The sequence below is a fragment of the Glaciimonas sp. OK215 genome (genome assembly GCF_057787885.1).
Map to the genome: position 1 here is coordinate 2892998 of NZ_CM173544.1, position 25194 is coordinate 2918191.

Annotated in this window: 23 protein-coding genes; 8 read left to right on the forward strand and 15 right to left on the reverse strand. The window is 58.1% G+C overall.

The window, feature by feature from the left end; all coding sequences use genetic code 11:
* Positions 1 to 3: 3 nt before the first annotated feature.
* The 15 genes from AC3CHX_RS13000 to AC3CHX_RS13070 form a co-directional block, all read right to left on the reverse strand.
* Positions 4 to 261, reverse strand: coding sequence for a hypothetical protein (locus tag AC3CHX_RS13000; RefSeq protein WP_488644414.1), 258 nt, complete (start codon positions 259 to 261; stop codon positions 4 to 6).
* A complete protein-coding gene (locus AC3CHX_RS13005; RefSeq protein WP_488644415.1) occupies positions 236 to 1198 on the reverse strand; it encodes a hypothetical protein in 963 nt (320 codons plus the stop codon). The genes AC3CHX_RS13000 and AC3CHX_RS13005 overlap by 26 nt, the downstream gene beginning before the upstream one ends.
* 42 nt (positions 1199 to 1240) lie before the next feature.
* Positions 1241 to 2956: an F-box protein gene (locus AC3CHX_RS13010; RefSeq protein WP_488644416.1), complete on the reverse strand. Its 1716-nt coding sequence runs from the start codon at positions 2954 to 2956 to the stop codon at positions 1241 to 1243.
* Positions 2957 to 2993: 37 nt separating this feature from the next.
* The gene (locus AC3CHX_RS13015; RefSeq protein ID WP_488644417.1) at positions 2994 to 4115 is read right to left on the reverse strand and encodes a hypothetical protein; all 1122 of its coding nucleotides are present in this window, start codon (positions 4113 to 4115) and stop codon (positions 2994 to 2996) included.
* A gap of 95 nt (positions 4116 to 4210) precedes the next feature.
* On the reverse strand, positions 4211 to 7153 hold the full coding sequence (locus AC3CHX_RS13020; protein ID WP_488644418.1) for a hypothetical protein: 2943 nt from the start codon (positions 7151 to 7153) through the stop codon (positions 4211 to 4213).
* A gap of 106 nt (positions 7154 to 7259) precedes the next feature.
* The gene (locus tag AC3CHX_RS13025) at positions 7260 to 9191 is read right to left on the reverse strand and encodes a hypothetical protein (protein WP_488644419.1); all 1932 of its coding nucleotides are present in this window, start codon (positions 9189 to 9191) and stop codon (positions 7260 to 7262) included.
* 161 nt (positions 9192 to 9352) lie between these two features.
* Positions 9353 to 12523, reverse strand: coding sequence for a hypothetical protein (locus AC3CHX_RS13030; protein ID WP_488644420.1), 3171 nt, complete (start codon positions 12521 to 12523; stop codon positions 9353 to 9355).
* A 31-nt stretch (positions 12524 to 12554) separates the two neighbouring features.
* Positions 12555 to 12707, reverse strand: a complete 153-nt coding sequence (locus AC3CHX_RS13035; protein ID WP_488644421.1) for a hypothetical protein — start codon at positions 12705 to 12707, stop codon at positions 12555 to 12557.
* A 60-nt stretch (positions 12708 to 12767) separates the two neighbouring features.
* Positions 12768 to 15182, reverse strand: a complete 2415-nt coding sequence (locus AC3CHX_RS13040; RefSeq protein ID WP_488644422.1) for a hypothetical protein — start codon at positions 15180 to 15182, stop codon at positions 12768 to 12770.
* Between the two features lie 31 nt (positions 15183 to 15213).
* A complete protein-coding gene (sseD, locus tag AC3CHX_RS13045; RefSeq protein WP_488644423.1) occupies positions 15214 to 15792 on the reverse strand; it encodes a type III secretion system translocon protein SseD in 579 nt (192 codons plus the stop codon).
* A 55-nt stretch (positions 15793 to 15847) separates the two neighbouring features.
* Positions 15848 to 16618: a hypothetical protein gene (locus AC3CHX_RS13050; RefSeq protein WP_488644424.1), complete on the reverse strand. Its 771-nt coding sequence runs from the start codon at positions 16616 to 16618 to the stop codon at positions 15848 to 15850.
* 30 nt (positions 16619 to 16648) lie between these two features.
* Positions 16649 to 18142, reverse strand: a complete 1494-nt coding sequence (gene sctE, locus AC3CHX_RS13055; RefSeq protein ID WP_488644425.1) for a type III secretion system translocon subunit SseC family protein — start codon at positions 18140 to 18142, stop codon at positions 16649 to 16651.
* Positions 18143 to 18144: 2 nt separating this feature from the next.
* Positions 18145 to 18696 (reverse strand): type III secretion system translocon protein SseB, encoded by a 552-nt coding sequence (gene sseB / locus AC3CHX_RS13060; protein ID WP_488644426.1) that lies wholly within the window; start codon positions 18694 to 18696, stop codon positions 18145 to 18147.
* 19 nt (positions 18697 to 18715) lie between these two features.
* On the reverse strand, positions 18716 to 19075 hold the full coding sequence (locus AC3CHX_RS13065; RefSeq protein WP_488644427.1) for a hypothetical protein: 360 nt from the start codon (positions 19073 to 19075) through the stop codon (positions 18716 to 18718).
* A 112-nt stretch (positions 19076 to 19187) separates the two neighbouring features.
* A complete protein-coding gene (locus AC3CHX_RS13070; protein WP_488644428.1) occupies positions 19188 to 19982 on the reverse strand; it encodes a secretion protein EspA in 795 nt (264 codons plus the stop codon).
* 263 nt (positions 19983 to 20245) lie between these two features.
* On the opposite strand from AC3CHX_RS13070, the gene AC3CHX_RS13075 reads away from it, so the two are divergent.
* The 8 genes from AC3CHX_RS13075 to sctW all read left to right on the forward strand — a co-directional run bounded on the left by AC3CHX_RS13075 (position 20246) and on the right by sctW (position 25178).
* On the forward strand, positions 20246 to 20968 hold the full coding sequence (locus tag AC3CHX_RS13075; RefSeq protein WP_488644429.1) for a helix-turn-helix transcriptional regulator: 723 nt from the start codon (positions 20246 to 20248) through the stop codon (positions 20966 to 20968).
* A 19-nt stretch (positions 20969 to 20987) separates the two neighbouring features.
* Positions 20988 to 21203 (forward strand): type III secretion system needle filament subunit SctF, encoded by a 216-nt coding sequence (gene sctF, locus AC3CHX_RS13080; protein WP_488644430.1) that lies wholly within the window; start codon positions 20988 to 20990, stop codon positions 21201 to 21203.
* Positions 21200 to 21601 carry an EscG/YscG/SsaH family type III secretion system needle protein co-chaperone gene (locus tag AC3CHX_RS13085; protein ID WP_488644431.1) on the forward strand — a complete coding sequence of 134 codons (402 nt, stop codon included), beginning with the start codon at positions 21200 to 21202 and terminating at the stop codon, positions 21599 to 21601. The genes sctF and AC3CHX_RS13085 overlap by 4 nt, the downstream gene beginning before the upstream one ends.
* Positions 21528 to 21863 (forward strand): type III secretion system inner rod subunit SctI, encoded by a 336-nt coding sequence (gene sctI, locus AC3CHX_RS13090; RefSeq protein WP_488644432.1) that lies wholly within the window; start codon positions 21528 to 21530, stop codon positions 21861 to 21863. Before AC3CHX_RS13085 ends, sctI begins: the two co-directional genes overlap by 74 nt.
* Positions 21864 to 22098: 235 nt before the next feature.
* On the forward strand, positions 22099 to 22827 hold the full coding sequence (gene sctJ / locus AC3CHX_RS13095; RefSeq protein WP_488644433.1) for a type III secretion system inner membrane ring lipoprotein SctJ: 729 nt from the start codon (positions 22099 to 22101) through the stop codon (positions 22825 to 22827).
* Positions 22824 to 23414: a type III secretion system domain-containing protein gene (locus AC3CHX_RS13100; protein WP_488644434.1), complete on the forward strand. Its 591-nt coding sequence runs from the start codon at positions 22824 to 22826 to the stop codon at positions 23412 to 23414. Before sctJ ends, AC3CHX_RS13100 begins: the two co-directional genes overlap by 4 nt.
* Positions 23411 to 24079 carry a FliH/SctL family protein gene (locus AC3CHX_RS13105; RefSeq protein ID WP_488644435.1) on the forward strand — a complete coding sequence of 223 codons (669 nt, stop codon included), beginning with the start codon at positions 23411 to 23413 and terminating at the stop codon, positions 24077 to 24079. Before AC3CHX_RS13100 ends, AC3CHX_RS13105 begins: the two co-directional genes overlap by 4 nt.
* Positions 24069 to 25178, forward strand: a complete 1110-nt coding sequence (sctW, locus tag AC3CHX_RS13110; RefSeq protein ID WP_488644436.1) for a type III secretion system gatekeeper subunit SctW — start codon at positions 24069 to 24071, stop codon at positions 25176 to 25178. The genes AC3CHX_RS13105 and sctW overlap by 11 nt, the downstream gene beginning before the upstream one ends.
* Positions 25179 to 25194: the final 16 nt, after the last annotated feature.

Genomic DNA, 25194 nt, shown 5'->3' on the forward strand with positions numbered 1-25194 from the left:
TGTTCAATAGTTGACATCCGTGATGCAAGTGACGGCATCCGAAGACGCCCTCATCGATATGCGCGACGGATCGCCTGAGCGCCTCCGACGGGCATGCTCCCGCAGATGAATGTTGGCCGGCGCCAGCGTTTCGAGCACGGTGCCCCGGTTTTGCCTGGCAAGCTCGGCAGGTGCCGCCAGGCAAGCTTGGCGAGCGGCGCGGTGCTCCAGCGGAAACGTGGCGGCAGTCACGGCGTCATGGATCAGGTTGAATGCCCTCAATCAATTCCAGATAGGCGAGTTGCCGCATCAGTTCGGCGAGCAGCGGGGCACTGCACTCGATTGGAAACGTGGCCCCATTCACGGCGTCAAGGATCAGGTTGAGTGCCCACTGTTCGCCGCCTGCATTCCGATACTCGATTTGCCGTATCAGCTCGGCGAGCGGCGCGACGCGGCACGTCAATGGAAGCTCGACCGCAGTCACAACGTCACGGATCAGATTGAATATCGTCAATCGGTCGGCTGTAAGCTCGATGTGCTCTCCGGTGCGTTGCGCTTGTCTGACGAACTGGCTTGTTTGATCTTCCAGGGTGAACGCTGCATCCAAGCGGCGGTTTGCTTGTCTTAAGCGTACGCTGTCCTCGTCCGGCAAATGTTCTGCGATCATGCTGATCGACTCGGAGGGATGATCGTCCAGCGATGGCGGCTCAGTCGGACTACCGTCCCTTAAGCCGGCGTCGTCGTGAATATGCCAGTTTCCGTGGCCGGAACTGCTGGCTGCGCCGTTGGCCGGGAGCGCGGCCATGCCGTTCGACCAGGGCCCGGTCGGAGCGAGTGGATTCGCGCCTGGACCGGCCGGCAGCGCCCGTACCGCGTTGTCGCCGGTTAGGGCCTGCGCTTGCCGAACATGCTCGACAGTCTGGGTGAGAGTTCCCCACAGCTCGATCGCCGTGGCTGTCCAGCGCGCCGGTAACGCGTCGGGGTGGGGCCCGCGTCGCTGGGCGGCCCGCTCTTCCAGGAATTCGTGCACCTCCGCTACAGTGACCGGCGGGACCGGTTCTTCCTGCCCGGGTTCCATGCCCTCGAACTCGTCTAGCGCGCACTGCTGCTCGCTGCCGGGAGTGGACTGAGACCATGCGTCCCACCACGCTCTTGACGACCCGCCATGTAAAGTTGAACTTCCTATTCCCATCATGTCCTCCTGTTCAATAGTTGACATCCGTGATGCAAGTGACGGCATCCAAAGACGCCCGTCCCGGTCTTACCAAGGCTGGGTACGGGGTTGGCCGCCCTCATCGATATTCGTCACAATTTCGTTCATCGTACGCATGGAACTTGCCGTCGTGGGCGCAGCAGTCGGCAGTTTTCTTACCATCTTGCCCAGTTCCCGCCCCGGCGGAATCAGCCCATGCTCAGCCAATAGACACAGCGCCGGGGTATCCCGTTGATCGGCAGGCAGATCTTTAATGCCGCGTTTGAGCTGCTTATAGAAATCCGCCGAATATTGCGGGTGATGCCGGTTCGATTGCACCAGGCACAATCGGGATATGACTTGCTCGGCAGCACTCTCCGGCGTGGCGTTCACAAGTGCGGTCACGAAGGCCTCCGCCGCCAGCGGCATTGATGACCAATGCGACGCCACTACCGTGCTGATCGGCAAGTGCCGTTCCCTGTCAATTTCAGGCAACAACAGCGACCGCGCTTGCTCAGACGTCAAGGCACCGCCGTCGTGCAGCGCATTGACCAGTTCGAGATACAGCTTGAGCGGCGCTGCAGCGCTGCCAGGCGCTTTATTCGCCAGGTCGGCAGTCCATAGGCCAATATGCCCACTGCCCCATTGCCGCATCAATTCGGCCGCTACTGCAGCGGGGTCGTGCGTGGCCGCCTGTGCCAAATGTTTCACAGCTTGCAAGGCAGAATCAGGCGAACCGTATGCGCTCGGCCGGGGAAATGCTTGCCGCTGCAACTGCGTCAGTTCCTCCACGGCGCTGGCGCGGGCTGACTCACGCTCGACCGCAGGCCGATCTTCCGTCGCAGCGGCAACTTCCTGCCTTGTATTTGTGGTTTGAGATGGTTGTCCCGGCATCCCCGCGCGGCTTGTTTCTTGCATCGACAGTTGCGCTATTCTCTGTTCGATTCCTTCCGGCAAACGGGGTATTTGCCGTACCGGAGCGGCTGGCCGCACCCGTTCTGCACACGCGTCCAGCGCGAATCTCGCGACAGTATCCAATACCCTGGCAAATGCAAGAGACCCCTGGACGTCCAGCATCCGCTGGATGGCAGCCGATACCCTCTCCTGCGCGGCTTCCGGCAACTGCATCGCGACGCAATTGATAAGGTGGATTGCGCTGGGCCAGTCGCGGTCCGGCAACACGGGAATCCGACTGCTTAGCGCCATCAGCGGACGGTCCTGTAGCGACATTTTCAAGTCCTGGACAACCGCCATGTCCTCTCGCGGGGCGCTCAGCAACGCTTGAAACTCTGTCAGTTGCGTAGCACGCTGCGCCTGTATGAGGAGCCGGCTTGCCTTAGCTTCCTGAGCAAACGTTTCTTGCAAGCGATGGTTTACCTGGCTTAAGCGTCCGATGTCTGCGTCCGGTAAATGGCTTGCGATCGTTTGTATTATTTCTTCGGGAAGATCGTCCAGCGACGGCTCCCCACACGACTCGGGCGGACTGCCGCCCCGCAAGCCGACGTCGTCGTGAATCTGCCATTTGCCGAGGCTGGCATCGTAGCGGACGGGGACAGCAGCGCCGGCCGGGTTGTGCTCCTTATAGACGCGCCAAGTCTGCGCGTCCTGGTCATAGCGCACCGGGTAATACTGATCGTCAAGCTGAATGTAACCGTGCTGCCCGCAGCGGATGACGCCGCATTCATCCGCCAGGCGAGCCTGCGGCTCGTCGCTCGCAGAGGTGTTGCGGGCGTCGTCCCATGCATTGCGCGCCGCACCTAAAGTCAAGAATCCCACGCCCATCATGTTCTCCTATTCAATGGTTTACTTCTTTTCCCCCTTTTTATTTTCCGGGGCCGACAGGAGCCTTTGGCGGTGAAACGGTGATGCGTTTTTCTCCGCTCTGGTCATTGAAGTGAAGCTCTCGATTGACTACGTTCTCCCAAAGTGCGCCTATGCCCAATTGCTGTTGACCTTGTTGTAACGATACGGCGATGGTTTGGGAAGTATTGTCAATGCCGACTATCTGCGTATTGGGTGTGTGACCTTGGCCCTGCCGGGTTACCTCACGGGTTGTTCTTTGAAGCGGGCGCTGCTCTGTCTGCGTATTTATATCCACCGGAGTGCCGGTATACAGGTTCTTTGCTCTCGTATCAACGGGAACCTGCTCCAGGAGAATGCCAACTCTTGCCGTTGGGCGGCCTTCTATTTCTATCGTTCGTTGTGCCGTAGAAATTCCTTTCACAATAAAACAGGACTCTCTCGGAAATAAAAACTCCAACTCATCCGCAAGGGATGCGGTCCCACGCCAAAGTGGAATGGCTGTCGTTGTCGTCGTGCTTTCGATTTTATAGGTCGCAAGGACATCACAGTCTTTGATGAAGTTTCCATTTGCTGTTTGTGCCGCATATGTTGCGTCAGCCGAGGCACTCATAAAACAAGGAAAATTTGTCACCGTGTCGCCAACATGAATAGCACTTCCCCAAGGCATGGCGTCTTGCCTGGTATATTCAGCAACTCTCAGATACTCGCCATGTAGCGGCGGGAGTTGCCGCAGTGCAGACGAGAGCTTCTCGCACATGTCCTGTTGCTCCGCATCGAGGCAACTTCCAGCGGCAAGCGCTTGATTCAGATCGTAATTCATCTCGTCTATGCCCTGCCTATGTAAGGGCAACTCATAATCACTGAATTTCTCCGCCTCCTCGCCGGCCGCCGTCCACTTTCGAATTGCCAATTGTTCTTCAGGGTGCATATCGTAAAACTGCCGTTCGTATTGCGTAGCATCGGCTGGTAGTTGTGTGATCTCAATACCGTTTTCCGGAAACAATAAAAGTTCACAACTTCGATTTCCGGATGTCTTGACATTAAATAATTCACTTCCCTGATGCCGCACGGAAGCGACGGCATCCAGAGACGAGGTGGCAGGAATATCACGCATTGCGCTGGTGCTTGGGGATAAGTGCATATCGGTCTCTTTTATCAAAAACACGTACAAAAGCTTGGACTTCCTGTGCCTGGCGGCTGCTCCCGGCGCGATGGAGTCGGCAATCCTCCCCCGTCTTACCAAGCCTGGGTACGGGGTCGACCGCTCTCATCGATATATTCGGCAACCCGCTGACCGCGTGCTCGCGCCGGCGCAGGATCACGAAGGTTCGAAGTACTGGGAGCACGCGACAATATTTCCAGCGTACGCAATTCTTCTTCACGTGCCTGCGACGATGCTATTTCTTCCGCTTCAATACGCTGTAGATTCGTTGCCGCATCGGCCGCATCTTGTTCCACCTGGCTTCCGATGGCGCGTTGGGCGTCACGCTGCTGTTCTTCATGTTGCCCGGCTCGCTGGCGCGCTTTTGACAGCGCATATTCTGTTTCCTTGCCTGCGCTTGCGCGAGCGGGCACGGCTACCAGATCCGCGCGCATCAGGGTAGCCAACCCGCCCGGCAACGCCCGATCCCGCTTCTGCTGATATTGCCCGTCCTCCAGGTGGCGTCGGGTTGCCTGGGCTTGCTCCCACTGTGCAATGTGTTGTTGCTTCTGAGCACGCAAGACGGCTCCCTGCGCATGCAACTGGATGGATAATCCCGCAACCATTGCGGCCACGGGCGACGATTTACTGGCCTTCTGCGCATGTTCAGCCGCCTGCCGATTTGCTTGATAAGTGACGCGCGCCTTCTCCAACTCTGCATCCTGTTTTTGTTTTTGGGCCACTTGCCTCAGCACCGCAGGCATCACGTCATTGATATGCGTCAGAATTTCGCTCGGCGTGGGTATAGGGCTTGCAGCCGTGGGCGCGGCAGCCGGCAGTTTTTTTACCATCCTGCCCAGTTCCCGCTGCGGCGGGATCAACCCATGCTCAGCCAATAGACGTAGCGCCGGCGTATCCTGTTGACCGGCAGACAGATTTTCCATGCCGCGCTTGATCTGCTTATAGAAATTCGCTGAATGTCGCATCTTCAGCTGCGGGTGATGCTGATCCGATTGCGCCAGACTCAAGCGGGATGTGACTTGCTCCTCACCGTTCTCCGGCATGCTGTTCGCAAGCGTGCTCACGAAGGGCCGCGCTACCCCCGATTGCCAGTGCGACGCCACTGCCGCGCTGATCGGCAAGTGGCGTTCTCTCTTACTTTCAGGCAACAACAGCGACTGCGTTTGCTCAGACGTCAAGTGACCGCTGGCATGCAGCGCATTGACCAGTTCGAGATACGCTTTGAGCGGTGCCGCAGCGGCGCGCGGATAGGGATTCATCAGCCCGGCAAGCCATACACCGATATGCCCACTGTCCCAGCGTCTCATCAATTCAGTCGCTACTGCAGCGGAGTCGCGACTGCTCGCCTGCGCCAAATGTTGTAGCGCCTGCAAGGCGGAACCAGGCAAACCGTATGCTACAGGCAAGGGAAATGGCTGCAACGGCATCGGATCCCCCACCGCGCCGGCCTGAGCCTGGCCACGCTCAACTGCAGGCTGATCCGCTTCACTCTCCGTCGCATTGGCAACTGTCTGCAGTGTGTCTGTGGTTTGATCTTCTGGACTTTGGATTGCCACGCGGCTTGTTTCCTGGATGGGCAACTGCGCTGTCGCCGTGCCCAGCTTCAGCGTGGTGAGCAACACGCCGCCGTTGCTGTTGACATAAGCAACACGTATTTCATCAAAGCTGTTCGAGAAGCTGATTACGGGCCACGCATAATCGGATCCATCCGGCCGCACAGTATGAATTAAAAGCTTTGCGTTATCGCCCACCGTGTTGGTCAGGTCGAATATCCCCACTGCGCCATCCGCGTATCCTGCTGCGACTATAGTGTTCAAAGGTGAAAACGCGATGCAGGTCAGATAATCGCTATCAGGGCTCCCGCTGGGAACGATCCGCCTCACATTGATTTCCTGGTGATTGCCGCCAAGATTTCGCAAACAAAAGTTGCTCACCATTTCACCAGGGATCGGACGCACCAGGTAGCCCCCATCCGGGGTAACGCCGAATGGTTGGCGAAGGCCTCTCATATCGGCCCGGCCGTCACCGTAGCTGACGTAAACGGTGTCTTTCCGATCGTCGATTGGGACAATGTGTCCCCTGGTCTGACCGCCAATGTACGCTGTCCCGTCATTTGAGACCGACACTTTCACGCTGACGGCAGGACCGCGCTGAACAAGTCCGGTCGGAGCAAAATTGAAATCAGCGCGATTTAACCCGTCAAGGTACTTGGTTTCATTTAAATCACGGTCATGCACCAGTATGTCGTCGACGAAAGTCATTACCACGAAACGACCGTTCCCGGAAATCCCTGACGCACTTGGGCAGTATCGATTGCTATTTTTTCCGTCTCTGCCCCTTATAACGACAGGCTCAAACGTACCATCCGGATTTTTTACCCACAGCCTGTCCCGGCCCGGATTCGTGAGCAACTCACTCTGCCCGCGCAGAGTAAGAGGAGCCTGCGTGATCAGGTTATTTGAGCGGCTGGGTAGCAGCCTGATTGGCTCCTGCGTTGGGTACTCCGACACATGGGGACCTGGCGCCGGTGGTTGGCCCGCCTCCAGCCGGACAATTCCGCAATGCGAATTTATGGGACGCAGATAGATACCGCCGCGGCTGTCGACACCGCAGATTATGCTTGGCGCAAAAACTTCCCGTTCTTCACGCGGGTTCACCTTCCCGATTTCTGTCAGCGCTCGCTCCATACTTAGGTAGCAAGCTACTGCACACTGCCCTTTCTCAGCCAGTTGTCTGGCAGATGGATGGAAAAGAAATCCCTCCCAATCCCCGACCTTCTCGAGTTCCTGCCTGATAGCGGCCGGAAGCCGGTTCAGAAGCGCAAGCTTGCGGGAGGAGTTGAACAGGCTCGATGGCATCACGCCTTCAGCGGGAATCGGCAGCCTGGAGTCATTCCGGGTATTCGGACGGACCTGGTTCCTGGGGGCATTGAGTTCGGCAAGCGCTATCGTATCCTCAACTCGCGCATAGAGGGATTGCGCGGACATGCTTTGTAGCGACGGGACAATGTTAAACATGGCATGCTCTCTTCGTGCAGGTACAGTTTATTCGGGCGCCTGGCTGGACTTCCTGTGGCTGACAGCTTCTCCCCGGCGCAATGCTGCGGCAATTTCCTCCCCCGTCTTACCTAGCCTGGGTACGGGGCTGGCCGCTCTCATCGAGATACTCTGCCACGGCAACCCGCTGACCATGAGTCCGCGCCCGCGCAAGATCGCCGAGCACAGGCAGGGTCGAAGTACTGGGAGCACGCGACAGCATTTCGCGCGTTTCAAGATAATGCCGATTTGCTGCCGCAGCGGCCGCATTCTGTGCTACCCGGCGTCCGATGGCGCGTTGAATTTCACGTTCACGCTGTTCGGCTCGCTGACTTTGTGTCAGGACGGGCTCTACCCCCTTGCCGGCGGCTGTGCTTGAGCGGGCGGGCTCTATAAGCTGACCCGCGCGCATCAGGACAGTGAACTCGCTCGCCAGCGCCCGACACCGCTTCTGCTGATCTTGCTCCTCTTCCAAGCGGCGTTGGGCCGCCCGGACCTGTTCCTGCTGTTCAATGCGCAGTTGCCTCTGAACACGAACGTCTCCCTGAGCATGCAAGAGGCTTAAGCATCCCGCGACAACTGCTGCCGCGGGCGAAGATTTTTGGGCTTCCCGCCGGCGTTGAGCCACCTGCCAATTTGCCTGATACGTGGCGCACGCCCTCTCCAGCTCTGCATCCTGTTTTTGCTTTTTGGCTTCTTGCCTAAGCACCTCAGGTATCACGTTATCAATACTCGTCACAATCTGGTCAATTGTGCGTATAGAAGCGCTTGCAGCCGTGGGTGCGGCACCCTGCAAATTTTTTACCATCTTGCTCAGCTCCCGGCCCGGCGGGATCAGATTCCTTTCGGCCAACAGGCGCAGCGCCGGTGTATCCCGTTTATCGGCGGGCAGATTTTGAATGGCGCGTTTGATCTGCTTATAGAAATCAATCCCCGATTGCTTCAGGCTCAAGAATTCAACAACTTTCACAACGCTTTCCGGCGCGGCGTTCGCAAGCGTTATCACGAAGAACCCGGCTACCGACGATTGCCAATGCGACGCTATGACCGCGCTGATCGGCAGGTGGCGTTCTTCTTTGATTTCAGGCAACAACAGCGACTGCACTTGCTCAGGCGTCAGGTGACCGGCGCCGCGTAGCGCATTGACTAGTTCGAGATACGCTTTGAGCGGTGCTCTGCCTAAGCAAGGAGATTGATGCATAAACCTGGCAATCCATAAGCCAATATGTGCACCGTCGCCATGTCGTTTCATCACTTCGGCGGCAGCGGCAGCGGGCTCCTCAAGGCTAAATTCCGCGAGATCTTTTAGCGCCCGCAAAGCCTTGCTAGGCTGAGCGTATTGTTCCTCGCTGGTTGTTCTTTGAAAGGGGCGGCGCTTTAGCGGGCTCAACTTCCTGGCCCCTTTCCTTGCCAACACCTGGCTCTTGTGGTCCCTCCGTTCGAACGGTAACGAACTGATCTGGTCTGTCAGTTCGTCGAGCAGTGCATCCTTGGCAAGCTGCTGTTCCTGACCAAGCCGTCGAACCTCTTCATCAATGCGCCTCAATGCACCCAACCGTATTTCCGGCAAACCCGCGATTTGATCTGCCAGCGCCCGGAGCTGCGCGCCACGCTGTTCCTCATCGGGAAGCTTGGAAATTTTGTCGAGAATGCGCTCCAGGCCATCCTGCCGGCGATCTTCTGACAGGTGCGGAATTTGCTCTACTAGTGGCCTTACGAGTTTCATGAACTCTGTGGCGCTTTGCTCCTCGCGAGGTGCCTGATCAATTTCGCCGATGACGTCGTCGAACCTGCCCAGTCGATCCTGTTCATCCAACCAACGGATTTGCCCTGCAAGGGTCCCTAGATGCGCGACACGGCGTTGCAGATCAAACTCGGGCGTATCGTCGAGAAGGCACCCAAATGCATTGTGTCGCTGCTCTGGTGCCAAGTGCCGGATTTGCGCTATTTCGTCGTCTAAGGAACTGCCGCCTTGCAAGGCGGCTATATCCGGAGACGAAACGGTAGGAATATGACGCATTGTGCTAGTGCCTGGGGACAAATGCATATCGGCCTCTTTTATCAAAAATAACTTACAAACCGGAACTTCAGCGCGAACGGAATGCCGTCCAATCGGGTCTCCGGTTGCTTCAGGCATCAGAAACGAAGCTTCAGCCGCCAAGTCGCGTGCCGACCTCGTTGCTACCGTGCAAAAGACTGGGTACCGGGTTGGCCGCCCTTATCGAGATACTCTGCCACGGCAACCCGCAGACCACGGGTGCGCGCCAGCGCAGGATCACGAAGGTTCGAGGTACTGGGAGCACGCGACAATATTTCCAGAGTACGCAATTCTTCTTCACGCGCCTGCGACGATGCTATTTCCTCCGCTTCAATACGCTTTAGATTCGCTGCCGCATCTTGTGCCACCTGGCGTCCGATGGCGCGTTGAGCTTCATGCAGTTGTTCTTCACGTTGTCCGGCTCGCAGGCTTTCTTGCAACAGGACATACCCTGTCGCCTTACCTGCGTCTGTGCTTACGTGTGAGGGTCCTGCCACCTGAGCCGCGGGATTTCGCCTCTGCTGATCTTGCTCCTCTTCCAATCGACGTTGAACCATTCGCGCATGCTCCGATCGGCGTTGGACCACGCGCCCTTGCTCTTGCTGTGCAATGCTCCTTTGCTTCTGCACATGTAAGACGACTCCCTGGGCATGCAATTGGCCGGCGAATCCCGCGACCAATGCTGCCATGGGCGAAGATTTTTTGGTTTCCTGCTGGTGTTCCGCCGCCTGCCGATTTGCTTGATGCATGACACGCGCCTTCTCCAGCTCTGCATCCTCTTGTCGTTTGTGGACTTCTTGCTTCGCCACCGCCGACATCACGTCACCGCTATGCGTCGCAATTTCGCGCAGCGTGCGCATAGGATTTACCGTCGTGGGCGCAGCCGCCGGCAGTTTTTTTACAATCTTGCCCAGTTTCTCCTCCGGAGGAATCAACCCATGCTCAGCCAATCGTCGCAGCGCCGGCGTATCCTGCCCGGCGGCAGGCAGGCTTTCAATGCCGCGCTTGATCTGCTTATAGAAATCCACTGAACCTTGCATCCTGATTTGCGGATGATGCTGATCCGATTGCGCCAGGAGCAATCGGGATTGGACAACTTGCTGCGCGACACTCTCCGGCGCGCTGTTCGCAAGCGTGATCACGAACGACTGCGCTATCCGCGATTGCCAATGCGACGCCACTGCCGCGCTGATCGGCAAATGCCGTTCTCCTTCACTTTCAGGCAACAACAGCGACTGCACCTGCTCAGGCGTCAAGTGACCGCCGGCGTGCAGCGCATTGACCAGATCGAGATAGGCTGTGAGCGGCACTTCAGCGGAACGCGGAAATGTATTCATCAGCCCGGCAATCCATACGCCAATATGTGCGCCACCCCCCTGTTTCATCACTGCGGCGGCAGCAGCAGCGGGGCTCTCAAGGCCTAACTCCGCCAGACGTTGTATGGCTTGCAAGGCATGGCTGGGAAGAACGAATTGTTCCGGCTGAAATTCTTCCCCTTGAAATTGAGGCGATCCCGGTTGCGCGCTGGGCAGAGGTCGAAACCGCTTAGCTTCCGGCAGAGAATATGCCATCTCCGTCACATCGTTCACGGTCTGTGTATTGGATGGACAGCCTTGGCGCTGCAGAACGGGCGGCGTATATTCCGGTGTCAGCGTGCCAGCATAGCGACGCTGGAGGGATTGACTCAGGCGTTCACCGTTTTGACCGATCAGATGCCATCGCCGCGTGCCGTCCGCATCGACCGGCTCCAGCAGTACATTGCGGTTGCCGGCGGCTCCGAATTGCACCGAGCCGGTCCGATAGTGCCGCAGCGCTTCAGATACCGTTCCGCCGGGCGACACACTTCTGGATGTGGAGATGACGGACGTTCTTTCCGGGTTCGTGACGATTGCCAAGCGGTCTATCCAGCCGGAGTCCGTGTAATGCTGGCGGACATCCGGCGCCATTCTCAGTGATGGCGGATAAGCGTCCCGAACGAGCTGGCATGCAGCTTCCCGATAATCTGCCCGCAAAGCCGGAATCCGCTGCTGCAGATGCGCGAGCAGGGTGCCGGCCCCCATGAACTCGCTCGCTGGAAGCCGCTTGATCGCCGTCAGGGTTTCTACGAACGCGTGCCGCCGGACGCGCATCGGAAGACTGGGGATGACACACGCCAACATGTCCAACACCTTGATACGATCTTGCACAGCAAGCCTGGCGACCAACGACAGGATGCGGCAGTGCGCACTTGCCCGCTCAGGCTCCCCCAGATTGGGAATCCGCTCTGCGAGTGCGGTAAGCGGTGCGCCACGTTCGTTCGCAGGGAGCTTGACAATCTCCGACAGGGTTCCGTCCAGCACATGCCCCCGGACGAACTTCGGTAGATAGAAAATTGCACGCGTCAGCGTTTCGAGCACAGTACTACGGTTTGGCGCGGCAAGTAGCGCGACTGCCGACAGGATGCCGCCGTATGCGCCTTCCCGGTCAGGTGCCGCCAGATCGGGAATGTAGCGCGCAAGCATCTCAAGCGGCGCAACACGGCCCTGTGCGTCCGTCAGTCTGCTTGCCTCCATCAAAACCAGGTTGAAGATGTGGCGTCCCTGAGCAGCAGACTGCTGGATCAACACTTCCGAAAGTTGTCGTGCGGCTGCCACCAGCGGTGCGACCCGATGTTCCTCCGCCAGCGGAGCAGTCGTCACCAGAACCCGGTTCAGCATGTTCCACTGCTGTCCGGCTGTCGGCAAGAGGCCGATTTCGTTCGCCACCGCCGTGAGCGGCCCGGCGCGGTATTGCCCAGGCAGTACATCGATCGCATCGTGGAGCCTGCCGAGTTCAGCCTCCCGGGCGTCCCGCCGCAGATGACCGGTTTGCCCTGCGAGTGCGGCGAGCGGAGCGGCACGGTGCATCATCGGAAACCGCGCGGCAGTCACGCTGTCATGGATGAGGTTGAACGCGGCAAGCCGGTCTCTGTTCGGCAACGCGGAAATCCGACTGATCAGTGCCGCAAGCGGAGACGCCTGCAGAGACATTCTCAAGTCCCGGATAACCTCCATGTCGTCGCAAGGCTCACCAAGTAACGCTTGAAACTGCGTCAACTGCGTGACGCTCTGTGCTTGTATGAGGAGTCGGCTTGCCCGACGCTCCTGAGCGAGCGTTCCGCCGCCAGGATTCTCCCGGTACAACGACCTGGCCTGCTGGCATTCATTAGCCTCCGCTACCGTGACGGGAGGGGAAAGATCCGCCTGTTGGAGTTCGTCCGCCGGGCTTGCATGCTCCTGCTCGCCCATAGAAATGGCGGGAACATGACGTATTGCGCTGGTGCTGGGTAAATACATACTGGCCTCTTTTATCAACAACACGTACGCATCAGAACTTCACCGTGGACAGGATGCGGTCCGGCAATCCAGTCAGGTTTCTGCCTGCTTCATGGGTCGGGTGCGAAGCTCCTGCCGTCTTGTCGCTGGCCGCCACCACGGGCTTCAAAAAGTCGCTGGAAATGCTTACGTGTAACTCACTCAACAGCTGGGCTTCCTGTGCCTGGCGGCTTATCCCGGCGCAATGGCGCCGGTAATTCCCCCGTTACCGAGCCTGGGTACGGGGCTGGCCGCTCTCATCGAGATACTCTGCCACGGCAACCCGCTGACCATGAGTCCGCGCCCGCGCAGGATCGCTGAGCACAGGCAGGGTCGAAGTACTGGGAGCACGCGACAGCAGTTCCCGCGTTTCAAGATAATGCCGATCCGCTGCCGCATCAGCCACATCCTGTGCCACCCGGCGTCTGATGGCGTGTTGTTTTTCTTCACCCAGTTGTTCTTCACGTTGCCCGGCTCGCTGACTCTCTTGCGACAGCGCATACTCTGTTTCCTTGCCTGCGTTTGCGGTTGAACGGCTGGGCTCCGCCACCAGACCCGCGCGCATTAGCGCAGTGACATCACTCGGCAGTGCCCAATCCCGCTTCTGCTGATATTGCAGATCATCCAATCGGCGTCGGGTTGCTTGAGCTTGTTCCTGCTGTGCAATGCCTAGTCGCTTCTGAGCATGCAAGGCGACTCCCTGAGCATGCAATTGGTTGGAAAGTCCCGCGACAAGCACTGCCAAGGGTGAAGATTTATTGGCTTCCCGCTCGCGTTCCGCCGCCTGCCAATTTGTTTGATAATTGGCGAACGCCTTCTCCAGTTCCGCATCCTGCTTTTGTTTTTGGGCTTCTTGCTTCAGCACCACAGGCATCACGTCATCGCTATGCGACGCAATTTCGCGCAACGTGCGCATGGGGCTTGCAGCCGTGGGCGCGGCAGACGGCAATTTTTCTACCATCCCGGCCAGTTCACGCTCCGGCGGGATCAACCTATGCTCAGCCAATAGACGCAGCGCCGGCGTATTCTTTTCATCGGGAGACAGACCTTTCATGCCGCGCTTGATCTGCTTATAGAAATCCGCTGATTCTCGCAGCTGCCCCTGCGGGTGATACGAATCCAATTGCTCCAGGCGCAATCGGGACCGAATAACTTTCTTCGCAGCGCTCTCCGGCGCGGTGTTCGCAAGCGTGACCACGAACGGTTCCGCTACCGGCGATTGCCAATGCGACGCCACTGCCGCGCTGATCGGCAAGTGTCGTTCTTCTTTGATTTCAGGCAACAACAGCGACTGCACTTCCTCATGCGTCAAGTGACCGCTGGCGCGCAGCGCATTGACCAGTTCGAGATAAGCCTTGAGCGGCGTTTCAGCGGCGCGCGGATAAGAATTCATCAGCCGGGCAATCCTCAGCCCGATATGCTCGCCATCGCGATGCTGTGCCATCACTGCGGCGGCGGCGGCAGTGGGGCTCTTGTCGGCTAACGCCGCCAGACGTTGTATAGCTTGCAAGGCGTTGCTGGGAGCGAATTGTTCCGGCGGAAATTGAGGCGATGCCGGTAACGCGATGTTCAGAGGTTGAAGCTGTTCAGGTTCCGCCAAAGCGTATTTAGCCATGTCCTGGTTTGTGTCCGGTGCTTGAGAGGCCCGCTCCCGTAAGTTCAAGTCCTTGGTTACATGAATAATGCATGCCCTCGCTATTACCTGATCGTTGTAACCATCCGTCGATATCCAGCGGAGCTGACCTTCAAGTTCGTTGAGCAGCGCGATGCACGATTCCCTGGCAAGCTGCTGTTCCTTGCCAAGTGTTCTAATCCCAACGGCAATGCGCCGAAATACATCCAACTGCAATCCTTCCGGCAAACTCTCGATTTGCTGTATCAGCGCCTTGAGATGCGCGACACGCTGTTCCTCATTGTGAAGCCCGGTAATTTTTCCGAGGATGCAGTCAAATCTCTTCAACAAGTGTTTTGGCAGATGCGGGATTTGCTTTACGAGTGTCACGAACTGCGCGGCACTCTGCTCCACGGCAACAGTCCGCTCAATTATTCGAACGATGCCGTCAAATCCATTCAATCGATCTTTTTTATCTAGCCAACGGATTTGTCCGCCAAGGGTCTCGAGATGCGCGCCACGGTGTTGGGGATCAAGCTCGACCGCAGCGCCAAGGAGGCGATCAAATGCATCCCGTCGCTGCTCTGGCGTCAGGTGTTCGATTTGCTCGGTGAGTGCGGCCGGATGTCCCGCAGGAAGTTTCCTGCTCATCTCGAACAGGTCGTTGAATCTGATCAGCCGTTCGTTTATGTTCAGATGCTGGATTTGCCCGGCGAGTGCCGTGAGTTGCGCCTCATCAAACGTGTCGGTTGCGCAGAAGATGCGGCCAAACGCCTCCCACCGCTGGTCTTCATGCAGGTGCTTGATTTGGCCGGTGAGTGCGATGAGCTGCACGTTACGCTGTTCTGGAGCAAGCGCGTCAGCCGCATCGATGATGCCCGTGAATTCAGACCAGCGCTGCTGTTCCGGACGATGCCGGATTTGCGCCATATCGTCGTCCAAGGAACTGCCGCCTTGCAAATCGACTACATCCGGAGACGCAGTGGAAGGAATATGACGCGTTGCACTAGTGCTTGGGGATAAATGCATATCGGCCTCTTCTATCAAAAACACGCACTGATCAGAACTTCACCGCGGACATGATGCGGTCTTGCAATCCTGTCAGGTCTCGCCTTGCCTCATGCATCCGGCGCGAAGCTTCAGTCGCCTTGTCGGCCGCCGCCGCCACGGTTTTCAAAAAGTCGCTGGAAGTGCCGGCTTGAAACTCGCCCAACAGCTGGGCTTCCTGGGCCTGACGGGTAATCCCCGGCGTAATGGTGCCGCCGATTCCCTCGCCGGTCTTGCCCAGGCTGGTGGTCGCGGCAGAAACAAGATGATTGCCGGTGAGTGCACCGCCAAAACCCAGGACCCCGGATCCAATCTGGGTTCCGCCCTGCGCCATGGCGGCCTGGTAGTTCAGTTGAATAGCTGCCTTCTTCGTCTCTAGCGCCAGCACCTGCTTGTCGAAAGCCGTGCGCTGTAACGATGTATGAAACGCGCGCTGCGCGTCGCGTATCTTGACGTTCATTTCCTGCAGTTTCTCGATCAGGTCGTCCATGGTGGCGTAGACGCCCTTGCGCGCGCCGTCCATGTTGCGGGAAGCCGGAGCGCCCCTCTGAACCTGGCTCGCCGTACTAGCTTGTATTGCATTCGTCATCATTACTCTCCTTGTATTAGGCCAGCGCGGCAACCCGGCCGGTGTCGAAACGGCCTGATTAATCGCTCCATTTTTTCTGATAGAGCTTGACCGCGGACGACATGCGGTCTTGCGATCTGGTCAGGCTCGTTAATGCGCCATCCATCTGACGCGAATCGTCAATCGCCTTGTCGGCGGCTTCCTCCACGATCGTCGAAAATTTTGCGGCCGCGCCTGTTTCAACGTCGCCCAACAACCCGGCGTCCTCCTTTTGACGGGTTAGCGCTGTCGCCGTTACGCCGCCGATATCGTTGACGGTCTGATCCAGGCTGGCGCCGGCTTTGGCGGCAATCTCGCGACCGCCAAGCCCGGCCCCAAAACCCAGGAAGCCGGATGCAATCCGGGCAGCGCCCCGGACGGTATTTGCCTGACACTCAAAGCCAATAGCCGTATTCTTCGTCGCCACCGCGTCCACCTGTTTGTCAAAAGCCATTTGCTGCAACGATGTATAAAACGACCACTCCATGTCACGCTTTTTGCTATACATTTCCCGTAGCTTTGCGATCAGCCTGTCGATGCTCACGGGTCCGCTCTCGCGCGCGTCGACACTTCCGCCGTCTTGACTGGTTTGCCTCTTCATCAACGCGGGGATCTGTTTATCGAAAGGCGGTAACGATGTCTCGTGCACCGTGCCGCCTATCGCGGCATTCACTTCTCCCTGTGTTGCGGCGGTGGGAACGTATCCCCTCGCGCCAGCCTCACACTCGACTTGCGCGCTGCCGATGTGCAGAGCAGCGGGCTCAGCCATTCGGACCTGACCAGCCATATTGGCTTTAATTGCTTCCGTCATGATTACTCTCCTTGTATTGCTCGCCATGGGTCAGACCAGCGAGGCAGCCAGTCGGGCCTGCGTCGCGGCGGTCCGGTTCATCACTTTGCTGCCGTCTTCCATTGCCTCGGCCTGACTGTCCAGCAGGTCGCGCACCTTCTTGACGGTTTCCTTTTTCTGCAGCTCGTAGAATTCGAAGCAGGTTTGCAGCCATTGCCGGTCCAAAGCCAATGTGTCGATTTCTTTTTGCAGCCTGGCCCGTTCCACTGCGAGGACGCCGGACGTGATCTTGCCAGCCCCTGCAATCGCGCCGCGCGTGATATTCACCGCCGCATAGGTCGAGGCTTTGAGCGCCGCCTTCAGTACCCGCCGGTTAATTTCCCTGGTGACGGCCCGGGTCACTTCGCTGGCCGTCATTTCCGCACCTTTGTCGATCGCGTTGCAGGCAATTTTTTCCACCGACCTGGTCACCATCCGTTCGATTGATTCTCGCGAGAAGCTTTCCAGCATACGGTTGACGCCGAATTGGCGCGTCACCTTCTCGACTGCTTCCCTGCCGGCCTTCTTCGACGCTTCCAGCGCGGCCTTGCCGAGATTCTGCAAAAGCTGCTCGGCAACCTGGTCGGCGACTTCCTTGCCGATCGATGCGGCCAGTCCTTTGGCGGCATCCTTGCTGCCCTCCTTGATGGCGGCGCTCATGACCTGCTCGGCACCCTCCTGCATGATCTTGCCGGCGACTTTCGGAATGACCTTGGCCAGCAGCATGTTGCGCGCGGCACTGGTGACGTCCACCACCGCACCTGCGATCTCGAGGGACAACTGGACTTTTCCGGCAGCGTCGGCGATTTCCCGGTACTTCCCGGCATTCTCGGAATCGATCAGCGCCAGGGTGTTGGCAGTGGCCTTGACCATGCCTGCCAGCCCGGCCATCAGGTCCATCGCGCCGCCGGCGGCAATCAGGACGTTGCCGCTCATGACCCCGCCGACGATTTTGGCGATCCCGACGATTACTTCAACCGCCGCGATGATCCAGTCGAAGACAACACCCAACAGGGCCGCCTTCTTCGCGTTTTGCTGCTGCGCAATCGCACGGTCCATCTGTTCCCGATAGTCCTTGACCTCCTGGTTGCGGATTTGCTGCTGCTTGCGGCTCATGATGTCGAGTGCCTTGGACTTCGCGTTCGCGGTATCGCCCATGATCCTGGTGGCCAGCAAGGTGGTCGCCAACATCATGGAATCCATAGGGACCTGTTCGATACTCTGCAAGGTCACAACCATCCCCTCGGACGGCAGCGCATCGATACACCCGAAAATCCGGTTCAGGGCCGCTTGCGCTTCGTGCAGCGAGACGCTTTCCTTGCCCGCGGTGGGCGCGTCCGGGCGGGGGCGGGGCTGGCGTTGCGCTACGGCGGCATCGACCGACACCGCTGTGATGCGCAACGTGCTGCTCGCAACATCGGCACGGCCTGTTTTGTCGTCGAAGGAATGGAACAGGCCGGCCAGCAGCCCGTCTCCCGGGAAGCGACGATCGAATGTAATCGCCATCGTTAACGGATGGCTTGAGCGATCGACTTGGTCGATTCCGCGTTCATGCTCTGGACACTGTTCGCCATGCTGACGGCGGTATTGAAGTTCTGCATGATTTGCTGCAGCTTCAACTGGTTCTGTTGCACGAAATCGGAAGCCCGGTTCGAGACCGACTCAAGCGATGCCTTCACCGCCATCAGGTCGCCTTTGTCGAGATCAGGGCCGTTCGCCGCAATAAAATCGTCGATAGTCTTGGCGTTGACCAGAATATTGTTTGCGCGCATATACGCAATCACATCCGGCGCCAGCGCCACCTTGCTTTCCGGTTTTACCAGCTTGGCCAGGATCGCCTCTACCTGATTGGCTTTGCCCTGGGCGTCGCGCGAAATCTCTGTCTTGCTGGACATCTGCCCGAATCTGGCATTCGCGAGTTCGGTGAACAGCGCCATGATGTCCGACATGGTCGTGATTGCCTGACCCATCATCGAATGGTTTTGCATGGCGCTCGAATAAGCCGTCTGGCTGCTGAGCGGGGTATCAAGGTATTGGGTTGGAGCGATTGCCGTGGTCATGATGAATCCTCTATTGATATTAAAAAAATACGCGACTATATTTTTTCTTCGCACCCGGTGTTGACAATGCAACGCTGTTTTTCAACGGCGCATTGTCGACGGGAGAGAGCTGCCGGACCTGCTCCCCAAGCCGGTCAAAGCTGCGCTCGACTTTGGCGACTTTTTCAATAATCTGCTGGTGCAATTGATAGCCGCCGCCTTGCATGACTTCATCGAGTTTTTGCAACTTCTTTCTTGCCATCGGATCGCAATGCGCTTTCTCCTGGAGACCGGCAATTTCGCTCTGCAACGACTGAAAATCGACTACCTGTTGCTTGAATGCGACTCTGCGTTTTTGCAGATCGTCAATCAGCACTCTCAGTTGAGTCAGCTCTTTCATACACATCCTTTCTCGATACGATGAGGCGATATTAAGACGGGGAATGGCAGAGGTTTTCCTGAAAACACCCGAATCTTCTTGTTTTCACCATTGGATGAAGGGATGCCCACGATTAACGGATAGCCTGAGCGATCGATTTGGTCGATTCCGCATTCATGCTCTGCACGCTGTTTGCCATGCTGACGGCGGTATTGAAGTTCTGCATGATTTGCTGCAGCTTCAACTGGTTCTGTTGCACGAAATCGGAGGCCCGGCCCGAGAGCGACTCAAGCGCCGCCTTCACCGCCATCAGGTCGCCTTTGTCGAACTGTGCCGAACCTTTCAGCGCATTGAGAATTTCCTGCATGTGTTCAAGAGATATCTTCTGCTTCGGTTGCTTGCCGACTTCCGGCGACCCCCAGATAAAGTCGGACGCCTTCTGCCCATTCACTTTGATGCCTTGCGCATCCATATAGCTGACAACGCTTTGCCATGACGCGCTTGGCATGCCGTCCGGTCCGGCGCTGGCAATCATCGCGGCCAATAATTTAATATGCGGTGCTGCATCGGATTGGGTGTCGATGAATTCATCGATCGTCTTATCGTTGACTGGAATATTGTTTGCGCGCATATAGGCAACGACATCCGGCGGTAGCGGCGCTTTGCTATCCGGTTTTGCCAACTTGGCCAGGACGGCCTCTACCTGATTGGCTTTATCCTGGGCGTCGCGCGAAATCTCCGTCTTCGTAGACATCTGCCCGAATTTGGCATTCGCGAGTTCGGTGAACAAAGCCATGATGTCTTCCATGGTCGTAATCGCCTGGCCCATCATCGAATCGTTTTTCATGGCGCTCGAATAAGCCGCCTGACCGCTGCCGCTCTGCGGGATTTCGTTAGGAAGGCGTGTTGAAATAGTGTTGTCAGGCATGATTAATCCTCGGTTGATTGTTTGGTATCTGCCTTATCTGGAGCATCGGATCACAATGCTTTCTCTTGATTCGGCGATGTCATGGTATGGCTGATATCAGGAGCTGACTTCTGAAATTCGCCCAAATATTATTTATTTGAACAACGGCGCAACCCGTATCGGAACGATTGATGCAGGCGCTATCTTCAGGTGATCACCCGATGCCGGATGCTGCGTATTTTCGCGATCATGTCTCCTGTCGAAACAATGACCTACGGAATCCGATGCAAGCAGTGAGACTCATCATCAGCAAGTGCGGCGGCCTGGTGCGCGCGCAGGGCCAGGTCCATCGCTATCCGCCGAATTGCCTGGCGGTGACCGGCAACGACACAACGGTCTGCGATGACAGCTTGGGTGGCGATGGCGTGTATTTCGATTTTTATGCGGCGGATTTCCAGAGCCTTCATCCGGAGATCGTGGATCTGCTGGACCCGCAGGTGCCGACGGTATTCTTGCAAGACCCGATCCGTCTCGTCAGAGCGGAAAGCGACGTGATCCGCGTGATCGCGCTGCTTGCGAAATCAGCGCCCGCAACATTCCTGCATTTCGCGTATGTGTATTGCCTGGGTCTCGACCGCCGTTATTTTTCCGCGCTGATGCATCACTGCATGTCCGGCGACAAGCTGTTTTGCGACTTCATCGAAGCCAATTTCCTGAACCAGTGGCCGGTCGCGCGGCTGGCGGAGGAGTTCGGCATGCCGCTGCGCAAGTTCAATATCCTGTTCCAGGAAATGTACGGCAGGCCCGCGAAACAGTGGCTGCTCGAACGCAGACTGGCCCATGCACGCGGGCTGTTGTTGTCGACGCCGATGCGGGTGCTGGATGTCGCACTCGAATGCGGGTTTTCGAACCATGGGCACTTTACCGGCAGTTTTCGCAAACGCTTTCTTTGCAGCCCCAGGCAATTCAGGTTGACGGCGGCAGGAAAATTCTCTGCTGCATTTTAAAAATGGAGAAAACCAAGCCATGGATATCGGCAGCATTAACAATCAGCTCGCGCAATTGGTGGAACAAGCCGGCAATGATGTGCAATCGAGAATCGGCGCTGCCGACCTCAACGACCCGGCACGCATGCTGCAAGCCCAATTCGCCATCCAGCAATATTCGGTGTTCGTCAGTTATGAGAGCGCGATCATGAAAGCGGTCAAGGACATGTTGGCGGGCATCATCCAGAAAATATGAACCTGCTCGACCAAGACATTTGCCGCCTGATTACCGAAGCAGGCCTGGCCGCAGTCAATCACGGTTTCCGGCAGGAGGCGGAGACGATCCGGGCGGCGCTGCCGTACCTGATCGCGGATACCCGGATACGGCGGATTATCGACGCCACCTTGCTAATCGGTCTGGGCCGCACGGACGCTGCCACGACGCTGCTCGAAGGCGATGCCTCGGAGCAGGCCGCAGTGTTGCGCCGCTTGATCAACAGCAAGCGTACTGTGCAGCCGGGGCTGGCTGCGCCCCCTCTTTGCTCACCAGTCGTATCACCCGTCTACCAGGAGAATTCAAATGGAAATCGAAGCAATCAAACCGACTGCAACCCAACCTGCACCGTATGCGCTGCCCACCGCCGGTCAGGCTGAGATCGACGCATTCACCCGCATCCTGTTCGGTCACCCGGTGCAATCGCCCGAAGCGACCGCGGCCGGCAGCCTGCAGAGCAAGTCGCAAGAGGTAGGAAATGCGATTGCCAATGCACGCGCAAGCGGGACGGTGCTGACCAACCCCACCGACATGCTCGCAGCACAGTCGACGATGCTGCACGCCATCGTCGAAGTCGATTTGATGGCCAAGGTCGCAGGCTCCCTGGCGCAAGGCATCAACAAGCTGGTGAGCATGCAGTAACCCTAGAAACGGCAGTTGACCGCTTCAAGCTATCTATAAGGTATTGATCGCATTGAATATTTTCTCGATAAATACAGTCCCCTGTTGGGTGACCACGCTACCGGCACGATTGCACATTTTTCCGGCTCCCTGGCGTCGTTGCTCCTCCTTGCAGGGAAAGCCCTGCCGCGTCGTCGCGCCTAGCCAGAAAGCCGGAAAAACGCACACTCCTGCCGGTCCAACTACCGTTTCTAGGATGATCCGGAAAGTGAGGCGGTGCGGGCCGCCGCTGCTGATTCTGCTCTGCCTGGCGGGCTGCAAAGTGGATCTGTACAGCGGGCTGCCCGAAGAAGAGGCAAACCACATGCTCGCCTTGCTGATGCTGCGCAAGGTCGATGCGGAAAAGCGCGTGGTCAAAGACGGCAATATCACCATCAGGGTCGAGCAGGCACAATTCATCGATGCCGTCGAAGTACTGCGTCAAAATGGGCTGCCCCGCAAGAAGACCGAAACGATGGCCGACCTGTTCCCATCCGGCCAGTTAGTGACCTCGCCGGCTCAGGAGCAGGCGAAAATTACCTATCTGAAGGAGCAGTTGCTCGAAAAGATGTTGCGCGGCATGGACGGCGTAGTCAGCGCCCAGGTCTCGATCGCCGAAGGCATCAGCCAGAATCGACGCGAGCCGCCGACGCCTTCCGCTTCCGTCTTCATCAAATATAGCCCCGGCGTAAATATGCTCAACCGCGAGACTGACATCAAGCGCCTGGTGTATACCGGCATCCCGAATCTGCGCGCCGAAAACATCAGTGTCGTTCTGCAAGCCGCCGATTATCGCTACCTGGCCCAGACACCGGCAGCGCCGGCGGCAGCGCGTCGACACGACTGGCGCACCTGGCTGCTTGCCATCCTGGCTGGTCTCGCCGTTATCTCGGCAGCGGCGCTTGCGCTGCGTCAGCGGCGCCAGAAGATGCCCTCGCCCCAATGATGCCTGGCGAGATTCCAAACGGCATTCAGCGCATGCATCAACTTGCCTGGCAACCTGGCGCCTGGATGCATGAAGGCTGGTGGACGGCGCTTGAATTGGCGCAATGGCAAGACAGTTATCGGCGTTACCCGGCATGCCGGTCCAGCATCGACCGGCTGATTGTCGCGCGGCGCGGCTTTCCGCGCGCAGCGCTGCCAGGCGCGGTGGCTCCGCAGCAGGCAGCGCTGCTGGCGCTCGAACCGCGACTGCCGCAATTGATCACGGCGCTCGGCCTGCTGCTGCTGAATTGCCCGGATTATCTTTTGATGGGGCCATACCGGCGTGCCCTCAAGCCGTGCCTGGGTGAGCGCGGCGGCGATCAGTTGCTGGCTCTCCAGCACGATTGGCAGGCCGGGCCCGCCACACTCCGACCTGATGCGCTGGCGGCGGCGGCTTGCGACGCAGGTACGGGCTGGTGGCGGCGCGATGCCGGCAGCTGCATGGCGCATGCCGCATTGTCGATACTGCTGCCGCCCACCGACCATCCGCCCGGCACGGTTCCCGGGCCGGCGGCAGACTGGCTCATCAAGATTGGACGTTTCCTGTGACCGGACTGAGAATACAGATCACCTGCCTGCCGGGCCCGGTGCCGCCCGGCCCGCTGATTCCTGCCGGCGAACTGGTGCGCTACTTCGATGCATCGACGGTTCTCATGAAGGCAAACGATGAGGCGGATTGCCTGTTCAAGCAAGCCCGGGAGACACTGGCAGCAGCCGAACAGGACGGTGTGCGAATTCGTGACAGCGCTCGCCGGCAGGGAATTGCCGAAGCGGAAAGCGAAATCGCAGCAATCCGCGCCACAACGGTAGACCAGACAGTCGAGTGGCTCATCGCCGAACGAGAACTCGAAGTCGCGATTGCCGAACATCTCGACACCCGCGTCCGCGCACTGGTAGCACAAGTTCTTGAGGAGTTTATCGGCGAGCAGGACAGTGCCGATCTCATTCTGCGCCGCTTGCGAAAACGGATTCCCCAGCTGATCGCGGACGAGCCATTCACCATTCGCGTTGCGCCGCAGCAAATACAAGCCATTGAGCAGGAATTTTCCGACCAGCCACACCTGCGCGTTACGGCCGATGAGGCATTGAGACCTAGGCAGGCCGTGCTGGAAACACGCCTCGTGACACTCAACATTGACCTTGATGTCCATCTTCAATCGATCGTGTCTCGCCTCAGGCGCGGACCATCGGAAATCCAATGTCATGATCAATAAAATTGAGCCGTCCGCGGTTAAACCGCAGGCCGTCATCCAGGACACGCCAGCGCTAGCTAAAACTCCCGCCACTCAGGTATTCCCGGCGCAGTCCGTGCTGGAACTGGCCCAGAGCGAACTCGGACTGGACGCGTCCGGGATTGACGTGATGCCCTTCCCCATCGCAAGGGAGTCTAGCGCTGCATTTGCCGAAACCGTAGAAAACATGGGATTCACGCTCAGTTCCCAGGTGCGGGGAAGAAGCCGGAACGTTAAAGAAAATGCGGATCGCGCACGACCGCGCGCGCTGCTGCATAGGCTGATCAGGCAGATCAGGCAGATTGCCGTACCAGCCTCCCGGCTAGAGGACTTGTATCGACGCGGTGCCGGCTTCGAAGAGATGGGCGACCTTGGCGCAGCACTGCGAGAGCGCGGTCTGGATGCGGGTGAAATGGCGCTGCTGCTCGCCTCGCTGCTCGCCCAGGAAGGCTTGACGCGCGCGCGCCGCCAGCGCCTGGAAGACGCCCTGGACGCGGTGATGGACGATGAGGAATGGACCTTGCAGCTATTCAGCCGTCTTGAGTTCGGCGTGACCGCCAAGAGTGGCCTGGCCGACCTCAGACGGCTGTATCAACGCGCGGCGACACGGCAGCCCGGCCTGATGCATTGGTTTACGCAATTCCGCACATTGCGGGACCGCAAACGCAAGCTCAAGACACTGATCCGGGCGCTGGCTTTTGAACTTTCCGCCAATGGCGGCGCGGTTGATCTGCACCTTGCCGCGCTGATCTCCGACCTGAAACGCGTTCTCCAGTTTCTCGGCATGGAGGATCACTGCAACCGTGTAGCCCGGTCGCTCCCCATTCCGGATCTGGACGGCGACAAGGTTTTGGAGGAATTGCTGGAAATCACTCAGCAGCCGTGGGTCTACCCGGATTGGCTGTCCGGCCGGACCGACCGCCTGGTACAGGATCAAGATATGCGACACGGTTTCGCTCGGCGCATGGCAGACCTTGTCAAGTTGCTTCCCGACGATTGCTTCGACGATACCGATCAGCGCACAACGATTTTGTCGGCTTTTTCCGAATACCTGGAAAACCTGGCTGACCAGGTTCCGTGAGATGTCAGCTGACCGT

What these genes read in the sequence shown, in the direction of transcription:
- sseD (WP_488644423.1), bottom strand. Translation starts at nt 15,792, where the DNA reads ATGATGACGAATGCAATACAAGCTAGTACGGCGAGCCAGGTTCAGAGG.
- sctI (WP_488644432.1), top strand. Translation starts at nt 21,528, where the DNA reads ATGGAAATCGAAGCAATCAAACCGACTGCAACCCAACCTGCACCGTAT.
- AC3CHX_RS13075 (WP_488644429.1), top strand. Translation starts at nt 20,246, where the DNA reads ATGCAAGCAGTGAGACTCATCATCAGCAAGTGCGGCGGCCTGGTGCGC.
- sctW (WP_488644436.1), top strand. Translation starts at nt 24,069, where the DNA reads ATGATCAATAAAATTGAGCCGTCCGCGGTTAAACCGCAGGCCGTCATC.
- AC3CHX_RS13040 (WP_488644422.1), bottom strand. Translation starts at nt 15,182, where the DNA reads ATGCATTTATCCCCAAGCACTAGTGCAACGCGTCATATTCCTTCCACT.
- sctE (WP_488644425.1), bottom strand. Translation starts at nt 18,142, where the DNA reads ATGGCGATTACATTCGATCGTCGCTTCCCGGGAGACGGGCTGCTGGCC.
- AC3CHX_RS13050 (WP_488644424.1), bottom strand. Translation starts at nt 16,618, where the DNA reads ATGACGGAAGCAATTAAAGCCAATATGGCTGGTCAGGTCCGAATGGCT.
- AC3CHX_RS13020 (WP_488644418.1), bottom strand. Translation starts at nt 7,153, where the DNA reads ATGTTTAACATTGTCCCGTCGCTACAAAGCATGTCCGCGCAATCCCTC.
- AC3CHX_RS13100 (WP_488644434.1), top strand. Translation starts at nt 22,824, where the DNA reads ATGATGCCTGGCGAGATTCCAAACGGCATTCAGCGCATGCATCAACTT.
- sctJ (WP_488644433.1), top strand. Translation starts at nt 22,099, where the DNA reads ATGATCCGGAAAGTGAGGCGGTGCGGGCCGCCGCTGCTGATTCTGCTC.
- AC3CHX_RS13015 (WP_488644417.1), bottom strand. Translation starts at nt 4,115, where the DNA reads ATGCACTTATCCCCAAGCACCAGCGCAATGCGTGATATTCCTGCCACC.
- sctF (WP_488644430.1), top strand. Translation starts at nt 20,988, where the DNA reads ATGGATATCGGCAGCATTAACAATCAGCTCGCGCAATTGGTGGAACAA.
- AC3CHX_RS13070 (WP_488644428.1), bottom strand. Translation starts at nt 19,982, where the DNA reads ATGCCTGACAACACTATTTCAACACGCCTTCCTAACGAAATCCCGCAG.
- AC3CHX_RS13085 (WP_488644431.1), top strand. Translation starts at nt 21,200, where the DNA reads ATGAACCTGCTCGACCAAGACATTTGCCGCCTGATTACCGAAGCAGGC.
- AC3CHX_RS13065 (WP_488644427.1), bottom strand. Translation starts at nt 19,075, where the DNA reads ATGAAAGAGCTGACTCAACTGAGAGTGCTGATTGACGATCTGCAAAAA.
- AC3CHX_RS13005 (WP_488644415.1), bottom strand. Translation starts at nt 1,198, where the DNA reads ATGTCAACTATTGAACAGGAGGACATGATGGGAATAGGAAGTTCAACT.
- AC3CHX_RS13030 (WP_488644420.1), bottom strand. Translation starts at nt 12,523, where the DNA reads ATGTATTTACCCAGCACCAGCGCAATACGTCATGTTCCCGCCATTTCT.
- AC3CHX_RS13025 (WP_488644419.1), bottom strand. Translation starts at nt 9,191, where the DNA reads ATGCGTCATATTCCTACCGTTTCGTCTCCGGATATAGCCGCCTTGCAA.
- AC3CHX_RS13010 (WP_488644416.1), bottom strand. Translation starts at nt 2,956, where the DNA reads ATGATGGGCGTGGGATTCTTGACTTTAGGTGCGGCGCGCAATGCATGG.
- sseB (WP_488644426.1), bottom strand. Translation starts at nt 18,696, where the DNA reads ATGACCACGGCAATCGCTCCAACCCAATACCTTGATACCCCGCTCAGC.